The organism is Georgenia sp. SYP-B2076 (assembly GCF_003991205.1).
Lineage (GTDB): Bacteria > Actinomycetota > Actinomycetes > Actinomycetales > Actinomycetaceae > Georgenia.
Window position 1 is genome coordinate 54139 of the sequence record NZ_RXOZ01000033.1, and the last position, 20002, is coordinate 74140.

The following is a 20002-nucleotide window of genomic DNA, read 5'->3' on the forward strand; positions in this document are numbered from 1 at the left end:
GGTGGTCGGTGGACGAAGGAGCGGCGCTCCTCGAGTCCGAGGTGCGCGAGCTGGTGCGCCGTCGCGGCCTCGACCCGGCCCGTGACGCCGACGGCGTGCGCACGCTCGTCGCCGCCGCGCTCGCGGACTACGACGACCGGTCGCTCGCCGGGCTCGTGCCGCCGCTGGCGGATCCCGGCGCGGCCGCCAAGCAGGTCGTCGACGCGGTCGCGGGCCTCGGCCCGCTCCAGCAGTACCTCGACGACCCGGACATCGAGGAGGTGTGGATCAACGAGCCGGGGAAGGTGTTCGTCGCCCGGTCGGGGCGCCCGGAGCTGACCACGACCATCCTCGACGACGCGCAGGTCCGTGACCTGGTCGAGCGGATGCTGCGGGCGTCCGGACGCCGCCTCGACCTGTCGACCCCGTTCGTCGACGCCTCCCTCGGCAGCGGCGAGCGCGTCCACGTCGTCATTCCCGACATCACCCGGTCGGCCTGGGCGGTGAACATCCGCAAGCACGTGACACGGGCGCAGCGCCTGACCGACCTCGTCGCCCTCGGCTCGCTGACGCCACGGGCGGCCGCCTTCCTCGACGCCGCCGTCGTCGCGGGGCTCAACATCCTCGTCTCGGGCGCCACCCAGGCCGGCAAGACCACGATGGTCGGCGCCCTGGCGGGCGCCATCCCGGCCGGCCAGCGCGTCATCACCGCCGAGGAGGTCTTCGAGCTGCGGCTGGGCAACAGGGATACGGTCGCGATGCAGACGCGCCAGCCCAACCTGGAGGGCACCGGCGAGGTGCCGCTCCGGCGCCTGGTCAAGGAGTCCCTGCGGATGCGCCCGGACCGCATCATCATCGGTGAGGTGCGGGAAGCCGAGGCGTTCGACATGCTCGTCGCCCTGAACGCGGGCATCCCCGGGATGTGCACCCTGCACGCCAACTCCGCGCGGGAGGCCGTCACCAAGCTGTGCACCCTGCCGCTGCTGGCGGGGGAGAACGTCAGCGCGGCGTTCGTGGTCCCCACGGTCGCGGCCTCCATCGACCTCGTCGTCCACCTCGAGCTGGACCACCGCGGGCGCCGCACGGTGCGCGAGGTCGTCTCGGTCACCGGCCGGGTCGAGGACGGAGTCGTCGAGACCGCCGAGATCTTCGTGCGCCGCGAGGGCGCGCTGGTGCGCGCGGGGGGCTACCCCGGCCGGGACGACCGGTTCGAGCGCGCCGGCTTCGACGTCGCCGCCCTGCTCGCCGACGAGGACGGGCGGTAGCCGTGGGCGTCGTCGCGGGCCTGCTGCTCGGCACCGGGCTGCTCTCGGTCTGGTTCTCCTTCTTCGATCGTGCCGCGCCGGCGCCACGGTCACGCCCGACGTGGGCCGAGCGGACCCAGGACCTCCTCGTGCAGGCGGGCGCGCCGACGGTCGGCCCCACGTCCCTCGTGGCCACCTCGGTCGCGCTCGGCCTCCTGACCCTGGTGCTCGCCACCGCCCTGACGGCCTCGCCACCGATCGCGCTGTGCTTCGCCGCGATCGTCCTCGCGGGGCCCTACGCACTGGTCCGCTCCAGGGCGCGACGGCGCCGGACCGAGCTTCGGGCGGTGTGGCCCGAGGTCCTGGACGACCTCGTCTCCGGCGTGCGGGCGGGGCTCTCCCTGCCCGAGGCGCTGATCGCGCTCGCCGACCGGGGACCCGAGGAGGTCCGTGCGGAGTTCAGGAGGTTCGCCGAGGACTACCGCGCCACCGGCCGGTTCGTCGACGCGCTGGAGGCGCTCAAGGCACGCCTCGCGGACCCCGTGGCGGACCGCATCGTCGAGGCCCTCCGGCTGACGCGGGAGGTGGGCGGCACCGACCTGGGCCGGCTGCTGCGCACCCTCGCCCAGATGCTGCGCGACGACCTGCGCACGCGCGGCGAGCTCGAGGCCCGCCAGTCCTGGACGGTGAACGGCGCCCGGATGGCCGTCGCCGCGCCGTGGGTCGTGCTCGTGCTCCTGTCCACCCGCCCCGAGACGGCGCAGGCGTACAACTCGGCCGCCGGCGTCGCCATCCTCGCGGCGGGGGCCGGCTGCTCGGTCCTGGCCTACGTGCTGATGGTGCGCATCGGGCGCCTGCCCGAGGAAGCGCGCGTGCTGCGGTGACGCCGACCGCGCTGGGTGCCGCCGTCGGCCTGGCCGGTGGCCTGGGCCTGTGCCTGGTGATCTGGCGCCTCGCGGCCCGGCGGATCACCCTCGACGACCGGATCGGGCCGTACCTGCGCGAACGTCCGCGCACCTCCCGGCTCCTCGCCGAGGGCCGCAGCCACACGCCGTTCCCCACGCTGGAACGGCTCGTCGCGCCCTGGATGCACGACGCGGGCCGGCTGCTCGAGCGTCTGGGATCCTCCTCAAGCAGCATCCGACGGCGTCTGCAGCTCGCCGGCGGGACGACGAGCCACGACCAGTTCCGCATGGAGCAGATGCTCTGGGGCGCGCTCGGCCTCGCCGCCGGGCTCTTCGCCGCCCTCACCATCGGCCTGGTCCGCGGCACGTCGTTCGTCCCGCTGCTGCTCGGCGTCGCGCTGTGCGCCGTGGGTGGCGCCGTCGCGCGCGACCAGCACCTCACCCGGACGGTGCGGCGTCGCCAGGAGCGGATGAAGGCCGAGCTGCCCGACCTCGCCGAGCTCCTCGCCCTCGCCGTCGGCGCCGGCGAGGGCGCGGTGGGCGCCCTGGAGCGCGTGGTGCGCACGACCCGCGGCGCGCTCGCCGAGGAGGTGCGTCGCACGCTCGCGGAGGCGCGGTCCGGCGTCCCGCTGGCCGTGGCGCTCGAGCGGATGGCCGCGCGGACCGACGCGCCGGCGGTGGCGCGGTTCGCGGACGGCGTGGCGGTGGCGCTGGAGCGCGGCACCCCGCTCGCCGACGTCCTTCGGGCCCAGGCCCAGGACGCGCGGGAGACCGCCCGGCGGGACCTGATGGAGCTGGGCGGGAAGAAGGAGCTCGGAATGATGATCCCCGTCGTCTTCCTCGTCCTCCCCGTCACGGTGCTCTTCGCGATCTTCCCCGGCCTGGCCGTGCTGCGGGTGGGCCTATGACCGAGCCGGCGTCGCCCCGGGGGCGCCCGGCCCCGCCGCGGCACCGCGCCGGGGCACCCACCCCCGCGACCGACATCCCAGGAGGAACGACCTATGTGGACCACCCTCATCACGCTCATCTCCGCCCACCTCGCCCGGCCGATGCGCGACGACGATCGCGAGCGCGGGGACGTGCCCGGCTGGGTGCTCGTCACCCTCATGACCGCCGGCCTCGTGCTCGCGATCTGGGCGCTCGCCGGGCCCGCGCTCTCGAACGTCTTCGAGACGGCCATGACCCGGGTGCTCACCTTCTGACCATGCCCGACGCGCTCACCCCGGGCGGTCCGGGACGCCGGGACCTCGCGGCACGCCCGCGCGCCGCGAGGTCATGGTCACGCCGTCCACGTCGCCTGCCGGCGCGCGACGGGACCGAGCGCTCCTGGAGCGGGCGCATGGGGGAGCGGTCCCGCGGGTCCGCGCTCGTCGACTTCGTGCTGGTCTCCGCGCTCGTCGTCGTGATCGTCGTCGGCCTGATCCAGGTGACGCTCGCGCTGCACGTGCGCAACACGCTGATCGACTCGGCGTCCGAGGGCGCCCGCCGTGCCGCCCTGGTGGGGTCGAGCACGGAGGCCGGCGTCGCGCGCACCCGCGAGCTCATCGGGCTGACCCTCTCGCCGCGCTACGCGGAGGACGTCAGCGCGCGCACGATCCCCGACGGCGCCGGCGGGACCGTCGAGATCCGGGTCAGCGCGCCGCTGCCCGTGCTCGGCCTCCTCGGCCCCGGAGGGGTGGTCACCGTCCACGGGCATGCCGTGCTCGAGCAGGAGCCCGGGGGCGCGGCCCCGTGAGCCGGGCGACCTTGGCGGCGGCCCGGTGGCGCGCCCGCACGCTGGCCCGGTGGCTGGGCGGGCCGGACCGGGGCAGCGCGATCGTGGAGTTCCTCGGCGTGAGCCTGCTCCTCCTCGTCCCGGTCCTCTACCTCGTGCTCACGCTCTCCCGGGTGCAGGCCGCGGCGTTCGCCGCCGAGGGGGCGGCCCGCGAGGCCGGGCGGATCGTCGCGCAGGCGGCCTCCCTCGCGGAGGCGACGGCGAGGGCGGAGCGGGCGGTCGAGCTCGCGTTCGCCGACCAGGGCTTCGACGTCGACGGCGCCGGCGCGCTCGTGGCGACGTGCGCCGCCGACCCTTGCCTGACCCCCGGCGCGGTGGTGCAGGTGGAGGTGGGCATCGCCGTCGCCCTTCCGCTCCTGCCCAGCTTCCTCGATGCCGCGGTCCCGGCCGAGGTGCCGGTGACCGCCACCCACCTGGCGGTCGTCGGCGAGTTCCGGGAGGCGCCGTGAGGCGTCGGGCACCGGGGACGGGCCCCGCCCGCCGAGGTGCCGGCCCGCGCGGCGGCGGCGAGCGCGGCCAGATCATGCTGCTGACCCTCGCGTTCAGCGCGCTGGCGCTGGTCCTCGTCCTCGTCGTCGCGAGCGCCTCGGCCGTCCACATCGAGCGCAAGCGCCTGCTCGCGCTCGCGGACCTCGCCGCGGCCGGTGCCGCGGAGGCCATCGACGAGGCCGCCTACTACGAGGCCGCCACGACACCGGCCCCGGACGGGGCGTCGTCGGCGACGACGGTCCCGCTCAGCGAGGCGACGGTGGACGCCGCCGTCCGCGCCTACCTCGCCCAGCCCGCGGTGGCGGGGGAGTTCGACGGCGTGCGGGTGGCGGAGCCGACGGGCACGCCGGACGGCCTGACGGCACAGGTCACCCTGACGGCCGTGGCGCGACCGCCCCTGGTGCCCTGGGCGCTGCTCCCGTGGAGCGAGGGCATCACGCTGCGCGTGACGTCGACCGCGCGCGCCGGTTGAGGGACGCGGAGCGTCCCGCGGGCCGCGACGAGCCCGGCTGCAGGGCGCGGGTGCGCAGCTGCCCGGCGCCGTTGCGGGCGAGGTGGCCGCGGTCCGGGGCGAGCGGCGAGCGGCGGGCGACCAGGCGCGTGTGGTGCGCGAGGAGGGTGCGGCACGCGGCGAGGCGGGCGCGCCGCGTGGCGGCCAGGGCCCGCTGCCGGCGCACGTGGGTGGCGAGGCGGGAGAGGATCGCGTGCCGCTTCATCGACACGACGGCGAACACGCCGATCACGATCCAGATGATGTTGACCACCGCCGAGGGCAGGGCCCCGTTGACCAGGGCGCTGAGACCCAGCGTCGCCGCCCCGGTGATGTTGAGCACCTGGTAGCGGACCGTGCTGGGGGAGATGCGCCCGCCGGTGACCATGATGTAGGTGACCAGCGAGACGAGTGCGCCGGCCCATCCCACGATGGTCACTACGGCGGTGGCGAGGTCGTTCATGACGCTCATCGTGGAGCGTTTTCGGATGAAGAGCAATCGAATCATCGCGGATGAGGCATACAGTTCTGCTTCATGGAGATAGACCCACGCAGACTTGGATTTCTCTTGGCCGTGAGCAGGTCAGGAGGAGTCCTCGCGGCCGCCGACTCGCTGCGGGTGAGCCCCTCGGCCGTGTCTCAGCAAATAGCGCGTCTGGAGGCCGAGACCGGCGTCCGGGTGCTCGACCGGCAGCCCACCGGCGCGACGCTCACGCCCGCGGGCCGGGTCCTCGCCGAGGCGGGCGAGCGCATCGAGTCCGAGGTGGGGGAGACCCGCCGGGCGCTGGCCGCGCTGGAGGGGGACGTCTCGGGCGTCGTCGTCGTCGGCGCCTTCCAGACCGCGATCCGCGCGGTGCTCGTCCCCCTGCTCGCGGAGCTCGAGCACACGCTGCCCGGCGTCGAGCTGGTCGTGCACGAGATCGCCGAGGAGCAGGGACGCCGAGCCCTGCGCCGGGGCGAGCTGGACCTCCTCGTCATCGAGCACGACATCTCGACGCCCGCCCCCGCCCCGCAGGGCACCCGGGACGTGCCGTTCCTGGACGAGCCGTGGATCGTCGTCCTCTCCGCCCAGGCCCCCGTGCCGACGACGCTGCTCGACCTCGCCGACAGCAGCTGGCTCGCGCCCGAGCGCGGAGGCGCCGCCGACCGTGCGCTCAGCAGGCTGGGCACCGAGCTCGGCTACACCCCGCGCACCGTGCACCGCTATCTCGACTTCGACGTCGCCCTCTCCATGGTGGCCGCGGGCCTGGGGGTGGCGCTGCTGCCCGAGCTGGCGCTCCGTCGCCACCTGCCGGACAACGTCCAGTGGGCGGCGCTGCCGGGCCTGGGGACGCGCAGGCTGTTCGTCCGCCACCGCGCCACCCGGACCGAACCGCGGGCCGCGACCCTGGCGGTCCTGGAGCAGATGCTCCAGGTCGCCGCGAACCTGGAGCCGGTCTGACCGGCGGGTGAGCGGCGGTCTCGCTACGTCAAGCGGCTCAGCGGCCCGCCCGCGGACGCGGCGCAGCGGCCCGCCCGCGGTGTGCGGACGGGCCGGGCCTCCGCGTGTGCCTCAGCCTCGCTGGATCTGGATCCGGCGGGTGGTCGGTTCCTCGGTGGGCGCGGGCAGCCGGACCTCGAGCACGCCGTCCCGGTAGGTCGCCCGGATGACGTCGGAGCTGGTCCCGCGTGGCAGCCGGACCTGGCGCTCGAAGTGGCCGTAGCGGAACTCGCTGCGAAAGCCGCCACCTCTCTTGGACTCCGTCTTCTCCTTGCGCTGAGCGCTGATGGTCAGCACGCCCTCGTCCACGGTGACGTCGATGTCCTTCTCCGGGTCGACGCCCGGGATTTCCGCGCGCACGACCAGCTCGTCGCCGTCCGTGTACTCCTCGACCCGGATCGGCGCGCCGCCCGCCCGACCCGCCTCGCGGAAGGGCCACGGGATGTCGCCGAAGGGCCACGCGTCCCACAGGTGCTCCGCCATCTCCCGCGGGGAGCGCCGTGCGGGTGCGCCCGTCGTGCCGCTCTCGGACAGGGACCGGCCCGTCTCCCCGCCCGACGTGCCGCTCTCCCCGCCGATGCCGCCGGCGCCGCCGGTGCTCGACGTGCCACTCGTGCCACTGCCGGCGGCTCCGGGCACGCCCGCAGTGCTCGCCTCGCCCGACCCGCCCGTGGCACCGGGGTAGCGCGGCATCGCGGGGACGTCCGAGGAACGCTCGTTGGGCTCCGTGCTCATCGTGATCCTCCTCGATCAGGCCGGACCGGACGGACCGGCGCACGTCCTTTCACGGTACGTGCGCACGTCGGGTTGCGCGAGGCCCGGCGACCGTGGAGATCGGCAGGTTCGTACCCGTTGCACTACCCCCGGTCCGCGGTTCGGGCGCATGCTGGAGCATGGACCGGACGAGGGAACCGGCCGTGACTGGAAGGTTCCGTGACCGCGTCGACGCGGGGCGGCTGCTGGGGCGCCGGCTCGCCGTGGCGGGGCTGGGAGACGTGGTGGTCGCCGGGCTCCCGCGCGGGGGAGTGCCCGTGGCGGCCGAGGTGGCGCGGGCGCTGGGCGCCCCGCTCGACGTCGTCGTCGTGCGCAAGATCGGTGTGCCGTGGCAGCCGGAGGTCGCCATGGGCGCCGTCGGAGAGGCTGGTGTGCTGGTGGTGAACCCGCACATCGCCGCCCGGGTGCCCGGGGACCGGCTCGACGAGCTCGCCGCGATCGAGTCCGCCGAGGTCGAGCGCCGCGTCGAGGCGTGGCGCGGCGGCGGCGAGGGCGAGGGCGTCGCCGGCCGGACCGTGGTCCTCGTCGACGACGGCATCGCCACCGGCGCGACCGTGCGGGCCGCCATCGCGGTCCTGCGCGCGCGGGCGGTCGCCAGGATCGTCCTCGCCGTGCCGGTCGCGCCGCGCGAGGCCGTCGAGGACCTGCGCCCGCTCGTGGACGACCTCGTCTGCCTCCTTGCCCCTGACCGCCTGTACGCCGTCGGCGCCTGGTACGAGGACTTCAGGCAGGTCGCCGACGGCGAGGTCCGGGCGCTGCTGGAAGCCGCCCACGGTGGCGAGCGGGCGGGGTCGGGCGCGGGCGGCGAGCAGGCGGGGCCGGGCGCGGGCGGCGAGCAGGCGGGGCCGGGCGCGGCCGCCGAGGAGTACCCGGCCGTTCGTCGCGACGTGCGGACCGCGGAGATGGCCGTGCCCACCTCGGCCGGTGACCTACCCGCGGTGGTCTCCGTCCCCGACGACGCGGCCGGGCTGGTCCTCTTCGCGCACGGCTCGGGCAGCAGCAGGCTCAGCCCGCGCAACGCCCGCGTCGCCCGCATGCTCAACGCCGTGGGGCTGGCGACGGTGCTCCTGGACCTCTTGTCCGAGGCGGAGGCCAACGACCGCTCCCGCGTCTTCGACATCGAGCTGCTCGCCCACCGCCTCGGGGACGCGACGCGCTTGGTGGCGACGGTCCCGGACCTGGCCATCCTGCCGCTCGGGTACTTCGGGGCCAGCACCGGCGCGGCCGCGGCGCTGTGGGCGGCGGCGGACCACCCGGACAGGCTCGGCGCCGTCGTCTCCCGCGGCGGCCGACCGGACCTGGCCGCCCCCCGGCTCGCCGACGTCACGGCGCCGACGCTCCTCGTCGTGGGCGCGCTGGACACGGACGTCCTCGCCCTGAACCGGTGGGCCCGGGAGCAGCTGACGTGCGCGAGCGAGCTGCGCGTGGTGCCTGGGGCCACGCACCTGTTCGAGGAGCCGGGCACCCTGGAGGTGGCCGGTGACCTCGCCGCGACCTGGTTCCGCACCCACCTGTTCCACGGGGCGGCCGCCGCCCACTGAGCAGGGGTCTCTCCCACCGGCGGCCGCGGGCGACGCCGGGGGACGCCGCGGTGGCGGCAGATCGCGTAACCTTGCCGTCTGTGGCCACCGACTTCTCCCAAGAGATCCAGCACCTGCGCACCACCTTCGAGTCCATCCGCGCGGTGACGGACCCGGACGCCCTGCGCGCCAAGATCGCCGAGCTGTCGGAGAAGGCCGCCGCCCCCGACCTGTGGGACAACTCGGAGGCCGGCCAGGTGGTCACCTCCCAGCTCTCCCACGCGCAGTCCGAGCTCGACCGCGTGGAGAAGATGGGGGAGCGGATCGAAGACCTCGAGGCGCTCGTCGAGCTGGGCCAGGAGGAGGACGGCGCCGACGCCGACGCCTTCATGGTCGACGCCCAGACCGAGCTGGAGGCGATCCAGAAGTCCCTCGGCGAGCTCGAGGTCCGCACCCTCCTCGCCGGCGAGTACGACGAGCGGGAGGCGGTCGTCACGATCCGCGCGGGCGCCGGCGGCGTCGACGCCGCCGACTTCGCGGAGATGCTGCTGCGGATGTACCTGCGGTGGGCCGAGCGCCACGGCTACCCCACCCAGGTCCTGGACACCTCCTACGCGGAGGAGGCCGGCCTGAAGTCGGTGACGTTCGAGGTCAAGGCCCCGTACGCGTTCGGCACCCTCTCGGTCGAGGCGGGCACCCACCGCCTGGTCCGGATCTCCCCGTTCGACAACCAGGGCCGCCGCCAGACGTCCTTCGCCGCCGTCGAGGTCATCCCCCTGATCGAGCAGACCGACAGCGTCGAGATCCCCGAGAACGAGATCAAGGTGGACGTCTTCCGTTCCTCCGGCCCGGGCGGGCAGTCGGTCAACACCACCGACTCCGCGGTGCGCATGACGCACATCCCCACCGGGATCGTGGTGTCCATGCAGAACGAGAAGTCGCAGATCCAGAACCGTGCCGCGGCGCTGCGCGTGCTCCAGTCCCGGCTGCTCCTCGTGCGCCAGCAGGAGGAGAACGCCACCAAGAAGGCCATGGCCGGCGACGTCAAGGCCTCGTGGGGCGACCAGATGCGCTCCTACGTGCTCCAGCCGTACCAGATGGTCAAGGACCTGCGCACCGAGCACGAGTCCGGGAACCCGTCCGGCGTCTTCGACGGCGAGATCGACGAGTTCATCGACGCCGGCATCCGCTGGCGCATGCGGCAGAACGTCGCGGTCTGACCGGTCGGGGCGCCGCCGGGCGGCGACGTCCCTCACAGCCCCCGACCAGGGCGTCGCGGCGTGTCCGTGACGGAGGGGAGCCGTCCGGTGCTTAGTCTCGGAGTGGTCAGAGCACAGTTTCCCCCACCGTCGAGAATGGCCCACACCCACACGTGATCAGATTCGAGAACGTCTCCAAGGTCTATGCGCGGGGCGCCCGCCCCGCGCTGGACCAGATCAGCATGGAGGTCGAGCGCGGCGAGTTCGTCTTCCTCGTCGGCTCGTCCGGCTCGGGGAAGTCGACCTTCCTGCGCCTCGTGCTGCGCGAGGAGCGCCCCACCTCGGGGCAGATCTTCGCCCTCGGCCGCGATCTCGCGCAGGTCTCCCGGTGGAAGGTGCCGCACCTGCGCCGCCAGATCGGCACCGTGTTCCAGGACTTCCGGCTGCTGCCGAACAAGAACGTGTTCGACAACGTGGCCATCGCCCTGCAGGTGATCGGCAAGCCGCGCCACCACATCCTCACCACCGTGCCGGAGACCCTCGATCTCGTGGGCCTCGACGGCAAGGAACGGCGCCTGCCCCACGAGCTCTCGGGCGGGGAGCAGCAGCGCGTGGCCATCGCCCGCGCCATGGTCAACCGCCCGCAGCTGCTCCTGGCCGACGAGCCCACCGGCAACCTCGACCCCACTACCTCGATCGGCATCATGCGCCTCCTCGACCGCATCAACCGCACCGGCACCACGATCGTCATGGCCACGCACGACGACGAGATCGTCGACCAGATGCGCAAGCGCGTCGTCGAGCTCGCCGACGGCGTGATGGTGCGCGACCAGTCGCGCGGCGTCTACGGCGCGGGCCGGTAGGGGGCGGGTCGTGCGTCTTCGTTTCGTCCTGTCCCAGGTCGGCCAGGGGCTCAGCCGCAACCTGGCCATGTCGGTCTCGGTCGCCCTGGTCACCTTCGTCTCGCTCATGTTCGTGGGGGCCGCCGCGCTCCTGCAGATGCAGATCGACAACCTCAAGAACGACTGGTACGACAAGGTCGAGGTCTCCGCGTTCATGTGCCCGGCCGGCTCCGCGGAGCCCGGCTGCGCGGCGGGCGAGGCGTCCCAGCAGCAGATCGACGACATCGGCGCGCTGCTGAAGTCCGACGCCCTCGCGCCCTACGTCGAGGACGTGTACTTCGAGACCAAGGACCAGGCCTTCGCGGCCTTCCAGGAGCAGATGGCCGACACGGTCTGGGCGCAGTCGCTCACGGTCGACCAGATGCAGGTCTCCTACCGCGTCAAGCTGGTCGACCCCGAGCAGTACCGCATCGTGGCCGACGAGCTGGAGGGGCGCCCCGGCGTCGAGATCGTGGTGGACCAGCGCGAGCAGCTCGAGCCGCTGTTCCGCATCCTCAACAGCGCGACGCTCTTCGCGGTAGGGCTAGCCGGCGTCATGATCGTCACGGCCGTCCTGCTCATCACCACCACGATCCGGCTCTCCGCGATGTCGAGACGCCGCGAGACCGGGATCATGCGCCTCGTGGGTGCGTCCAACCTGTTCATCCAGCTGCCCTTCATGCTGGAGGGCGCCATCGCGGCGCTCGCCGGTGCGCTGCTGGCCGTGGGCGGGCTGTGGGTGGGGGTCAAGTACCTCCTCGAGGACTGGCTCGCGCAGTCCACGCCCTGGATACAGTTCGTAGGGACCGCCGACGTCTGGGCGGTCGCGCCGTTCCTCGTGCTCGCGGCGATGGTGCTCGCGGGCCTCAGCTCCGTCGTGACCCTCGGCCGTTACACCAAGGTGTGAGGAGACCGTGACCACCGTGCGTCCCGCCCGCCCCACCCGGCGCCGACGGCTGCGCGCGCTCGCCCGCACCGCCTGCGCGGCGGCCCTCGTGCTCGCCGTGGCCGGGCCGGCGGGCGTCGCGCAGGCGGACAAGCGCGACGACCTGGTGCGCCAGCAGCAGGAGAACGCGGAGCAGCGGGAGCAGCTGGAGGCCTCCCTCGAGGGCGTGGACACGAACCTCGCCGGGACCTACCTCGCGCTGGAGGACGCCCGCGCCCGGCTCCCCCTCGCGCAGGCCGAGCTCGTGCTCGCCGAGGAGGCGCTCGCCGCGTCGGAGCGCAAGCAGGAGCAGGTCACCGCCCGCCTGGGCATCGCCGAGGCCGAGGCGGCCTCGCTCGCCACGCAGATCGAGGACGGCGCCGCCAAGATCGACACGACCCGGTCCGCCATGGGCGAGCTCGCCCGCAGCACCTACCGCGGCGACAACGCCGTCAGCACCATCTCCGTCGTCCTCGACGCCTCCTCCACGGAGGAGTTCCTCAAGAGCTACTCCGTCATGGAGACCGCCGTCCGCGCGCAGACCCAGGTGCTCGGCACCCTCGAGACGGACGCGGCCGTCGCCCGGAACCAGCGAGAGCGCCAGGAGGCGGTGACCGAGCGGATCGGCGAGCTCAAGGACGAGGCCGACGCCGCCGTCGCCGAGGCGGACGCCGCGCGGGCCGCCGCCGCGGAGCGCGCCGCCGAGATCCAGAAGATCGAGGCGGACATGACCACCCTGGCCGCCCAGCTCGAGACGCAGAAGCAGACCTACAGCGGGGAGCTCGCCGAGGTCGAGTCCTCCGGCGCCGCGCTCGCCGGCGAGATCGCCGCGATCGACGAGGCCAACCGCAAGGCCGAGGAGGAGCGCCAGCGCAAGGCCGCCGAGCAGCGCGCCCGGGACGAGGCGGCCGCGCGGGCGGGCAAGGCCCCGGCGGTCCCCGCCCCGCCCGCGACCGGCGGCGGCGGGGCGCTCATCCCGCCCGTGCCCAACCCGATGTACGTCACCTCCGCCTACGGGTTCCGGATCTACCCGATCTCCGGCGGGTGGTGGATGCACAACGGCACCGACGTCCGCTCCGCCTGCGGCAACCCGCAGGTCGCCTCGGCCGGCGGGACCGTCGCCGCGGTCAAGCCCGCCGCCGGCAACGGCACCCACGGCAACCAGGTGCTCATCAACCACGGCATCATCGGCGGCAGCTCCTACGTCACCGTCTACAACCACCTGTCGAGCTTCGCGGTCAGCGCGGGTGAGCGCGTCTCCCAGGGCCAGACGGTCGGCCGGACCGGCGCCACCGGGAACGTCACCGGCTGCCACGTCCACTTCGAGGTCTGGAAGAACGGCTCGACCATCGACCCCATGGACCTGCCCGGCTTCGTCCAGGTCAACTGAGTCCGGGGCGGCCGGCGGCCCAGCGGTTGCCCGAGCTGCGGGATCCGGGAACGACGAAGCCCCCGCCTGGGCGGGGGCTTCGTCGTCGCCGCGGGCCCGTCAGGTCACCGGCGCCTCCTCAGACGTGCTGCTCGTGCGTGGCGCGCTGGTCGAGCTTCTCCTTGGTGGACCACAGGCCGGCCGAGGGCGTGGAGATGTAGAAGACCTCCTCGCCGTCGGGCATGGTGTTCCACCCGTCCTTCATGACGGCGGGGTCGTAGCGCTTCTGCGCCTCGGCCAGGTCCATGTACTGGTAACCCACCGACTCGATCTCCTCCTTCGTGAGGTGACCCGGGGCGTAGGTGATGGTGAAGCGGCCCTCGGAGGAGCCGTGCACGAGGTGCGCGGTGCCGTGCGGGATGTCCTGCATGTCCGCCTGCGTCTTGTACAGCTCCAGGACCTCGGCCTTGGGGATGTAGCCGTACTTGCGGATCAGCTCGTCGACCTCGGGCTGCTCACCGAAGCGCTCCACGCCCGGGGCGATGACGAGGAGCTCGCCGCCGTCGGCGATGGCCATGCGGGTGCGGTAGACCGCCTTGTTGGCGACCCAGGTGGCGCGGAACTCGTCCTCCTGCATGACGGCGACGATCTTGCGGACCGGCTCGTCGAAGACGGTGAAGTTCTGCTCGCGGCTGGCGCGCGCGGCGGCGTAGTACGTCTCGAGGTCGTCCCCGACGTAGACGCCGGTGTGGACGAGCTTGCCCTCGTCGTCGTAGTCCATGACGACCTGGAAGTACACGTCCCTCAGGTCCCCGAGGAAGTTCTCCTCGGCGTAGTTGAAGCAGGCGCGCACCGGCGTCAGGAGGTTGCCGAGGTTGTTCTCGATGCCGTACACCGCGGAGGCCATGTGCGAGGAGCCGAGCAGGCGCTTGCCGCCGAGACCGATGAAGTAGTTCTTGTTGTGGTTGGCGAAGCCGAGGACCTCGTGGGGAACCACGTGGCCGACGTTGATGACGAGGTCCCACTGCTCCTCGATGAGCATGGTGTTGAGGTCGACCGGCATCTCCCAGTCGACGGCGCCGCCCGTCTTCTCCCTCACGAGCTCGGCCGGGACGGTGCCGACGTTGACGACACCGTTCTTCCAGTCGTGCTTGTGAATGCGCTCCTCCGGCACGGACCCGAACATCCACGTGTTGTCCTCGGGGGTGTGGGGCACGTGCTGCCCGAGCGTGGGGATGAGGTGGACGTCCGCCCCCGCCTCGGTGAGGTTGTTGTACAGGAACTCGGTGATCCAGCCCGAACCAGAGTGGGCTCGGGTGATGTCCGGCGGCAGCAGGAGCACGCGCTTCAGCTCGGTGATGCCGAGGCGCTCCTTCGCCTCCTCCACCATGCGCAGGGCCAGGGCTTCGATCTCCGGGCGGGAGATGAACGGGGCTTCATGCTGGAACCAGGTCATTGCGCCAAGATAGTCGGGGCACCCGCTCCCGCGATACCGCGGCGGGCCGGTTGCCAGGGGTTGTCGCCGGGCGGCCCCGCGGCCACCCGGACGGCTTGTCCCGGCGGGGAAACAAGTCGTGGGCGCGCACTCCGGTGACCTACGCTGGAGGATCGGCGCGCCGCACGGCGTGTCGCGCCGGGCGGCGAGCGCGACGGCGACAGGTCTGACGGAGGTAGCAGAAGTGGCTGGCACGAACGCACCCGGCAAGGCGAAGCCGACCCAGGGGCAGCGGGCCAAGGCCGAGTCGGACGCCCGCAAGGTGGTCGCCCGCAACAAGAAGGCGCGCCACGACTACCACATCGACACCACCTACGAGGCGGGCATCTCCCTGACCGGCACCGAGGTGAAGGCGCTGCGCATGGGGCGCGCCTCCCTCGTCGACGGCTGGGTCGAGATCGACGACCGCGGCGAGGCGTGGCTCCAGGGCATCCACATCCCCGAGTACGCGCAGGGTTCGTGGACCAACCACGGCCCGCGCCGCAAGCGCAAGCTCCTCCTGCACAAGGAGGAGATCGCGAAGCTCGGCGTGAAGTCCCGGGAGAAGGGGTACACGATCGTGCCGCTCGAGCTGTACTTCCTCCGCGGGCGCGCGAAGGTCGAGATCGCGCTCGCCCGCGGCAAGCAGGAGTGGGACAAGCGCCAGACGCTGCGCGAGAAGCAGGACGAGCGCGAGGCCCAGCGGGCGATGAGCCTGCGCAAGCACCTCTGACCCCGCGCGGCAGGTCGACCGGGTGCCATGGCGCTACGGGGCGCCGGTCCGGCGACCGGTGCGTCGTCGGGCGCCCGTCCGGGCACCGGCGCCGACCGGTGCGCCCGCGAGGGGGCCGGCGCTAGCCTGGAACCGTCGGCGCGTGCCGACGCCCAGGCCCGTGGTCCAGGAGGCACTCCGATGGCCCTGCCGATCAAGCTCCGTCACGTCCCCGCCCGCGCCGCCGCGGGCGCGTTCATCCTCAACTCCGGGCTGGGCAAGCGGCACCTGCCCGAGGAGGCCGCGGCGGGCCTGCAGTCCATGGCCGTCTACGCCTTCCCGCAGTTCGCGCACATGTCCCCGAAGGACTTCGGCAAGCTGGTCTCCACCGCGGAGATGGCGCTCGGCGCCGCGTTGCTGGTCCCGGTCGTGCCGACGTGGCTCGCCGCGCTCGGCCTGGCCGGGTTCTCCGGGTCGCTGCTGCGGATGTACACGAAGGTCCCCGGCCTGACCCAGAGCGATGGCATCCGGCCGACGGCGGAGGGCACCGCCGTCGCGAAGGACGTCTTCCTCGCCGGCATCGCGGGCAGCCTCCTCGTCGACGAGCTGACGTCGCGCCGGGCCTGAGGCGTCTCCGGTTGCCCGAGGTCCGGAATAGACGGCCGTCCCCGGGGTTCGCATAGGCATGGAACTGGGCATCTACACCTTCGGCGACCTCGACTCACGCACCGGGGCCGGCGCCGCCTCGCCGGGGCAACGCATCCGGGACATCCTCGAGCGCGTGCGCCTCGCTGAGGACGTGGGCCTGGCCTACGCGGGCATCGGCGAGCACCACCGGACCGACTACGCGATCTCCTCACCCGCCACCGTGATCGCCGCGGCACTGGCGCAGACGGACCGCATCCATGTCGGCTCCGCGGTGACGGTGCTCTCTACCGAGGACCCGGTCCGGGTCTTCCAGCAGTTCGCCACCATGGACCAGTTCTCCGGCGGGCGCGTCGAGCTCCTCGCGGGCCGCGGATCCTTCATCGAGTCCTTCCCCCTGTTCGGCGCGAACCTCGAGGACTACGACGAGCTGTACGAGGAGAAGCTCGACCTGCTCCTCGCCCTGGACAGGGAGAACCCCATCACCTGGTCGGGACGGTTCCGCCCGCCCCTCATCGATGCCAACATCCTGCCCCGCCCCACCGACAAGCCGGCCCTCGGCCCCCACCTGCGCATCGGCGTCGCCACCGGCGGCTCGCCGGCGTCCTCGGTGCGGGCGGGCAAGCTTGGTCTGCCGATCAACTACGCCGTCATCGGCGGCGAGCCGCGACGGTTCGCGCCGCTGGTGGACCTCTACCGCCAGGCCCACGCGCGGGCCGGGCACCCCGCCTCCAGCCGTACCGTCTCCGTCTCGGTCCACGGCTTCGTGGCCGACGACGACGCCACGGCCATGGAGTTCTTCTACCCCTACCAGCTCGACGCCGGAACGAAGATCGCCCGCGAGCGCGGCTTCGCCCTGCCCAACCGGATCTCGTACGAGATGCAGTCGTCCCGGCACGGCGCGTACTTCATCGGCTCCCCGGAGACGGTGGCCGAGAAGATCGTCCTGCTGCACCGCGACCTCGGGCACGACCGGCAGAACTTCCAGATGGACGTCTCCGGCGTGCCGCAGCGCGAGTCCCTGCGGGCCATCGAGCTGCTCGGCGCGAAGGTGCTGCCGATGGTCACCGCGGAGCTCGGCCGCTGAGGCGGCGCCACGGCACGTCGACGGGGGCGCGGGTGACGGCGCTCCGCGCAGCGGGTGGCGGCGTGCACGATGGAATAGGCGTGCGCCGTCCCCCGTTGAGGACGTAGCATGGACATGCCGGCAGGTGCTCGGCCCGTGAGGGCAGGGAACGCCGGTGATAACTGCACAGGGGGATGATCGGTTTCGACGATGGTCGTCGTTCCAGGGGAAGCGGGTCGAGGATGCAGAGTCATCTCGTCAACGATCTCTGCAAACCAATAGGTGCCAATACAACGCGCACCGACTCGTACGCCCTCGCCGCCTGAGCGAGCGCTAGAGTCCGTCAGCCCGAGATAGCTCTCGTCTCGGTTCCTGGCGTCAACTAGAGAGCCACTGCTTGTAGCCTTCGTCACCGGGGTTACAGGGACTTCTAGGTGACTGGGCCCGTCCGCGACTTGTCTGCGTGATCGCGGGGGCCGAGAAAATCATCAGCAGAATGCACCCGGAGAAGCCCTGGCTCCACGCCGTCGGACGCGGGTTCGATTCCCGCCATCTCCACAAATCCAGACAGGGAGAGCGCCTTTCGGCGCCCTCCCTGTCTGTCTGCCGATCATGTGTCCGCCACTGTCCTTCACGACAGGTCGCCGCCCCGCCCGGGGAGACTTCTGGCGTGGAGGACAGTGGCGTCTCGTCACCATCGGCCGCCGCGGCGCCGACCCTCGCGCTGCAGCCCGGCCCGGCGCGCACCGAAGCCCTCCTCGTGCGCCTCGGCCAGCCCGACGGTTTGGTCCCGGGCGACGACAGACGTCCCCACAGCGGCCACCACCTCGCCCGGAACCTGCCCCATGGCCGTCTGAGGGGGCTGGTCCCCCTTGCCCCGGGCCGACGCCCTGCGGTTCATTGGGACGGCCGGTGCGGTGACCGCTCGAGGAGGGATCATGCGCGACGTCCCCGACAAGAAGATGGCGCCGATGAGCCGGCGCACCGTCCTGCGTGCCGGGGGCGCCGGGTTCGGCCTGTACCTGCTGACCGTGACGGCCGGCCGCCCGGTCGCCGTCGGGGTCCCGCGGTCCGCGAGCCTGCCCGGAGGGACCCTCGACCCTGAGGGCATCCCGAAGTTCCGCGCCCCCCTGGTCGTCCCGCCGGCCATGCCGCGCGCCGGCACCGTCCGCACACGGGGTGGGAGGGAGATCGACCACTACGTCGTCGCCGCGCGTCCGCTCGTGCAGCAGGTCCTGCCCGACGGTCTGCCGCCGACGCCCGTGTGGGGCTACGGCCCGGTCGGTCCGCAGATCCGCGGCCTGGCGTCGCACCGCACCCCCGGTCCTACGATCGAGATGGAGGCGGGCCGGCCGGTCCAGGTCACCTGGGTTAACGGCCTCGTCGACGACGAGGGCCGGTACCTGCCGCACCTGCTGCCCGTCGACCCCACTCTGCACTGGGCCAATCCGCCCGGCGGGGTAGACGGCCGCGACGCCCGCCCGCATCTGACACAGACACCGCCCGCCTACGACGGGCCCGTCCCGATGGTCACCCACCTCCACGGCGGCCAGTCCGTCGGCGACGAGTCGGACGGCTATCCGGAGGCCTGGTACCTGCCCGCCGCCACCGACATCCCGGGCGGCTTCGCCACCGAGGGGACCTGGTACGAGCACTTCGCGGCCAAGGCCGCGGCGGCGTACGCCGCGTCGTGGGAGCCCGGGTCTGCCACCTTCCGCTACCCCAACGACCAGCGCGCCGGGACGCTGTGGTACCACGACCACTCCCTCGGCATGACCCGCGTCAACGCGTACGCCGGGCTCGCCGGGCTCGCCGTCGTCCGCGGCGGGGCCGAGGGAGACGATGCCGTCCGGGACCGGCGCACGGGCAGGCCGGCCGTCCTCCCGGGGCCGGCTCCGCGCCCGAATGATCCGGGCTGGGAGCACCGGCGCTACCTGGAGATTCCCCTGGCGATTCAGGACCGCTCCTTCAACGCCGACGGGTCCTTGTTCTACCCGGACACCCGGGCGTTCTTCGACGGCGTCGGCGCCCCGTACGTGCCGGAGAGCGACGTCTCCCCGATCTGGAACCCGGAGTTCTTCGGCAACACGATCGTGGTCAACGGCCGCACCTGGCCGTACCTCGACGTCGAGCAGCGCCGTTACCGCTTCCGTGTCCTCAACGGCTGCAACTCCCGGTTCCTCATCCTCGATTTCGCCGCGATCCCCGGGGCGCGCGCGTGGCAGATCGGCGCCGACGGCGGCTTCCTCACCGCCCCCGTCGACCTCACCGGTCGGCACCGCGGTCGGCTGCTCCTGGGGCCGGCCGAACGCGCCGACCTCGTCGTCGACCTCACCGAGGTCCCGGCCGGCCGTCACGTGCTGACCAACCTGGCCCCGGACGAGCCCTTCGGCGGTGGGGAGCCCGGCGAGGCGTTCGAGGTGGCCGACCCGGGAACCACCGGGCAGGTGCTTGAGCTGCGGGTCGTGCCGGCGCGTGGCCCGGACAGGACCACACCGGCGGAGTTCCTCACGCTGCCCGCGCCCGGCCCGCTGCCCGCCGGGACCGTCCGCAGGCTCGCGCTGGCGGAGGTCATGTCCGCCGTCGCCCCGGACGCCCCGGTCGAGGCCGTGCTCGGTACCGTCGCGGAGGACGGGCGCGTGGTGCCGCTGGGCTGGGACGAGCCGGTGACGGAGGACCCGGCGGTCGGGGTGGTGGAGACCTGGGAGCTGTACAACACCACCGAGGACGCACACCCGGTCCACATCCACGAGGTCGGGTTCGAGATCCTCGACCGTCAGGCCGTCGTCGTCGACGAGGCGGCCGGCACCGTCGCGCCCGCCCCCGGGTCGGCACCGCGGCCGCCGGAGCCGGGGGAGACGGCACGCAAGGACACCGTCGTCGCCTTCCCGGGCGAGGTGACCCGGCTGCGGATGCGCTTCGAACGCCCCGGCAGGTTCGTCTGGCACTGCCACATCCTCGAGCACGAGGACAACGAGATGATGCGCGCCTACCAGATCGGGCCCCGGCAGCCCGGGCAACCGGACTGACCCGGCCTCCCGCGCCCGGGCGGGGGCCCGAAGCGTCGTGCGATGAC

The 20002-nt window shown here is 73.1% G+C and carries 20 protein-coding genes and 1 other RNA gene; 18 read left to right on the top strand and 3 right to left on the bottom strand.

Going from position 1 to position 20002, the window contains the following annotated elements; translation table 11 throughout:
• Window positions 1-8: 8 nt before the first annotated feature.
• The 7 genes from EJK16_RS14335 to EJK16_RS19665 all read left to right on the top strand — a co-directional run bounded on the left by EJK16_RS14335 (window position 9) and on the right by EJK16_RS19665 (window position 4863).
• Window positions 9-1244, top strand: a complete 1236-nt coding sequence (locus EJK16_RS14335) for a CpaF family protein (RefSeq protein WP_127130487.1) — start codon at window positions 9-11, stop codon at window positions 1242-1244.
• 2 nt (window positions 1245-1246) lie between these two features.
• Window positions 1247-2107: a type II secretion system F family protein gene (locus EJK16_RS14340; protein ID WP_127130489.1), complete on the top strand. Its 861-nt coding sequence runs from the start codon at window positions 1247-1249 to the stop codon at window positions 2105-2107.
• Complete coding sequence (locus EJK16_RS14345) at window positions 2104-3036, top strand: type II secretion system F family protein (RefSeq protein ID WP_127130491.1); 933 nt, start codon at window positions 2104-2106, stop codon at window positions 3034-3036. The genes EJK16_RS14340 and EJK16_RS14345 overlap by 4 nt, the downstream gene beginning before the upstream one ends.
• A 93-nt stretch (window positions 3037-3129) precedes the next feature.
• Window positions 3130-3330, top strand: a complete 201-nt coding sequence (locus EJK16_RS14350; protein WP_127130493.1) for a hypothetical protein — start codon at window positions 3130-3132, stop codon at window positions 3328-3330.
• 137 nt (window positions 3331-3467) lie between these two features.
• Window positions 3468-3863 carry a TadE/TadG family type IV pilus assembly protein gene (locus EJK16_RS14355; protein WP_127130495.1) on the top strand — a complete coding sequence of 132 codons (396 nt, stop codon included), beginning with the start codon at window positions 3468-3470 and terminating at the stop codon, window positions 3861-3863.
• Entirely contained in the window at window positions 3860-4351 is a 492-nt protein-coding gene (locus EJK16_RS19660) for a pilus assembly protein (RefSeq protein WP_164737358.1), read from the top strand. Before EJK16_RS14355 ends, EJK16_RS19660 begins: the two co-directional genes overlap by 4 nt.
• Window positions 4348-4863 carry a hypothetical protein gene (locus tag EJK16_RS19665; protein ID WP_164737359.1) on the top strand — a complete coding sequence of 172 codons (516 nt, stop codon included), beginning with the start codon at window positions 4348-4350 and terminating at the stop codon, window positions 4861-4863. Before EJK16_RS19660 ends, EJK16_RS19665 begins: the two co-directional genes overlap by 4 nt.
• Here the strand turns inward: EJK16_RS19665 and EJK16_RS14360 are convergent.
• The gene (locus EJK16_RS14360) at window positions 4826-5344 is read right to left on the bottom strand and encodes a hypothetical protein (RefSeq protein ID WP_127130497.1); all 519 of its coding nucleotides are present in this window, start codon (window positions 5342-5344) and stop codon (window positions 4826-4828) included. The genes EJK16_RS19665 and EJK16_RS14360 overlap by 38 nt on opposite strands.
• A gap of 72 nt (window positions 5345-5416) precedes the next feature.
• Here EJK16_RS14360 and EJK16_RS14365 point away from each other — a divergent pair, with 72 nt between their 5' ends.
• Entirely contained in the window at window positions 5417-6322 is a 906-nt protein-coding gene (locus EJK16_RS14365; RefSeq protein WP_127130499.1) for a LysR family transcriptional regulator, read from the top strand.
• A 111-nt stretch (window positions 6323-6433) separates the two neighbouring features.
• Here the strand turns inward: EJK16_RS14365 and EJK16_RS20310 are convergent, their stop codons facing one another.
• Window positions 6434-7096 carry an Hsp20/alpha crystallin family protein gene (locus EJK16_RS20310; RefSeq protein ID WP_240646080.1) on the bottom strand — a complete coding sequence of 221 codons (663 nt, stop codon included), beginning with the start codon at window positions 7094-7096 and terminating at the stop codon, window positions 6434-6436.
• Between the two features lie 182 nt (window positions 7097-7278).
• Between EJK16_RS20310 and EJK16_RS14375 the strand changes: the two genes are divergently transcribed.
• From EJK16_RS14375 to EJK16_RS14395, 5 genes are all read left to right on the top strand, one after another.
• Entirely contained in the window at window positions 7279-8676 is a 1398-nt protein-coding gene (locus EJK16_RS14375; RefSeq protein ID WP_240646081.1) for a phosphoribosyltransferase family protein, read from the top strand.
• A gap of 80 nt (window positions 8677-8756) precedes the next feature.
• Window positions 8757-9875 carry a peptide chain release factor 2 gene (prfB, locus tag EJK16_RS14380; protein ID WP_127130503.1) on the top strand — a complete coding sequence of 373 codons (1119 nt, stop codon included), beginning with the start codon at window positions 8757-8759 and terminating at the stop codon, window positions 9873-9875.
• Between the two features lie 152 nt (window positions 9876-10027).
• Window positions 10028-10717: a cell division ATP-binding protein FtsE gene (ftsE, locus tag EJK16_RS14385; protein ID WP_127130505.1), complete on the top strand. Its 690-nt coding sequence runs from the start codon at window positions 10028-10030 to the stop codon at window positions 10715-10717.
• 10 nt (window positions 10718-10727) lie between these two features.
• Window positions 10728-11642 carry a permease-like cell division protein FtsX gene (gene ftsX / locus EJK16_RS14390; protein ID WP_127130506.1) on the top strand — a complete coding sequence of 305 codons (915 nt, stop codon included), beginning with the start codon at window positions 10728-10730 and terminating at the stop codon, window positions 11640-11642.
• Between the two features lie 7 nt (window positions 11643-11649).
• Window positions 11650-13050 (top strand): M23 family metallopeptidase, encoded by a 1401-nt coding sequence (locus EJK16_RS14395; protein WP_205739783.1) that lies wholly within the window; start codon window positions 11650-11652, stop codon window positions 13048-13050.
• A gap of 118 nt (window positions 13051-13168) precedes the next feature.
• Here EJK16_RS14395 and EJK16_RS14400 read toward each other — a convergent pair whose 3' ends face one another.
• Window positions 13169-14485, bottom strand: a complete 1317-nt coding sequence (locus tag EJK16_RS14400) for a lactate racemase domain-containing protein (RefSeq protein ID WP_127130508.1) — start codon at window positions 14483-14485, stop codon at window positions 13169-13171.
• A 223-nt stretch (window positions 14486-14708) separates the two neighbouring features.
• Between EJK16_RS14400 and smpB the strand changes: the two genes are divergently transcribed.
• The 5 genes from smpB to EJK16_RS14425 all read left to right on the top strand — a co-directional run bounded on the left by smpB (window position 14709) and on the right by EJK16_RS14425 (window position 19955).
• Entirely contained in the window at window positions 14709-15236 is a 528-nt protein-coding gene (gene smpB / locus EJK16_RS14405) for an SsrA-binding protein SmpB (RefSeq protein WP_127130510.1), read from the top strand.
• Between the two features lie 180 nt (window positions 15237-15416).
• Window positions 15417-15842 carry a hypothetical protein gene (locus tag EJK16_RS14410; RefSeq protein ID WP_127130512.1) on the top strand — a complete coding sequence of 142 codons (426 nt, stop codon included), beginning with the start codon at window positions 15417-15419 and terminating at the stop codon, window positions 15840-15842.
• A gap of 58 nt (window positions 15843-15900) precedes the next feature.
• Window positions 15901-16947, top strand: a complete 1047-nt coding sequence (locus EJK16_RS14415; RefSeq protein WP_127130514.1) for an LLM class flavin-dependent oxidoreductase — start codon at window positions 15901-15903, stop codon at window positions 16945-16947.
• A 169-nt stretch (window positions 16948-17116) separates the two neighbouring features.
• Window positions 17117-17487: a transfer-messenger RNA gene (gene ssrA, locus EJK16_RS14420) on the top strand.
• A 377-nt stretch (window positions 17488-17864) separates the two neighbouring features.
• Window positions 17865-19955 (top strand): multicopper oxidase family protein, encoded by a 2091-nt coding sequence (locus EJK16_RS14425; protein WP_240646082.1) that lies wholly within the window; start codon window positions 17865-17867, stop codon window positions 19953-19955.
• Window positions 19956-20002: the final 47 nt, after the last annotated feature.

Coding starts and splice junctions, on each gene's coding strand:
- EJK16_RS14350 (WP_127130493.1), top strand. CDS start 3,130: ATGTGGACCACCCTCATCACGCTCATCTCCGCCCACCTCGCCCGGCCG.
- EJK16_RS14355 (WP_127130495.1), top strand. CDS start 3,468: ATGGGGGAGCGGTCCCGCGGGTCCGCGCTCGTCGACTTCGTGCTGGTC.
- EJK16_RS14360 (WP_127130497.1), bottom strand. CDS start 5,344: ATGAACGACCTCGCCACCGCCGTAGTGACCATCGTGGGATGGGCCGGC.
- EJK16_RS14365 (WP_127130499.1), top strand. CDS start 5,417: ATGGAGATAGACCCACGCAGACTTGGATTTCTCTTGGCCGTGAGCAGG.
- EJK16_RS20310 (WP_240646080.1), bottom strand. CDS start 7,096: ATGAGCACGGAGCCCAACGAGCGTTCCTCGGACGTCCCCGCGATGCCG.
- EJK16_RS14400 (WP_127130508.1), bottom strand. CDS start 14,485: ATGACCTGGTTCCAGCATGAAGCCCCGTTCATCTCCCGCCCGGAGATC.
- EJK16_RS14410 (WP_127130512.1), top strand. CDS start 15,417: ATGGCCCTGCCGATCAAGCTCCGTCACGTCCCCGCCCGCGCCGCCGCG.
- EJK16_RS14415 (WP_127130514.1), top strand. CDS start 15,901: ATGGAACTGGGCATCTACACCTTCGGCGACCTCGACTCACGCACCGGG.
- EJK16_RS14425 (WP_240646082.1), top strand. CDS start 17,865: ATGCGCGACGTCCCCGACAAGAAGATGGCGCCGATGAGCCGGCGCACC.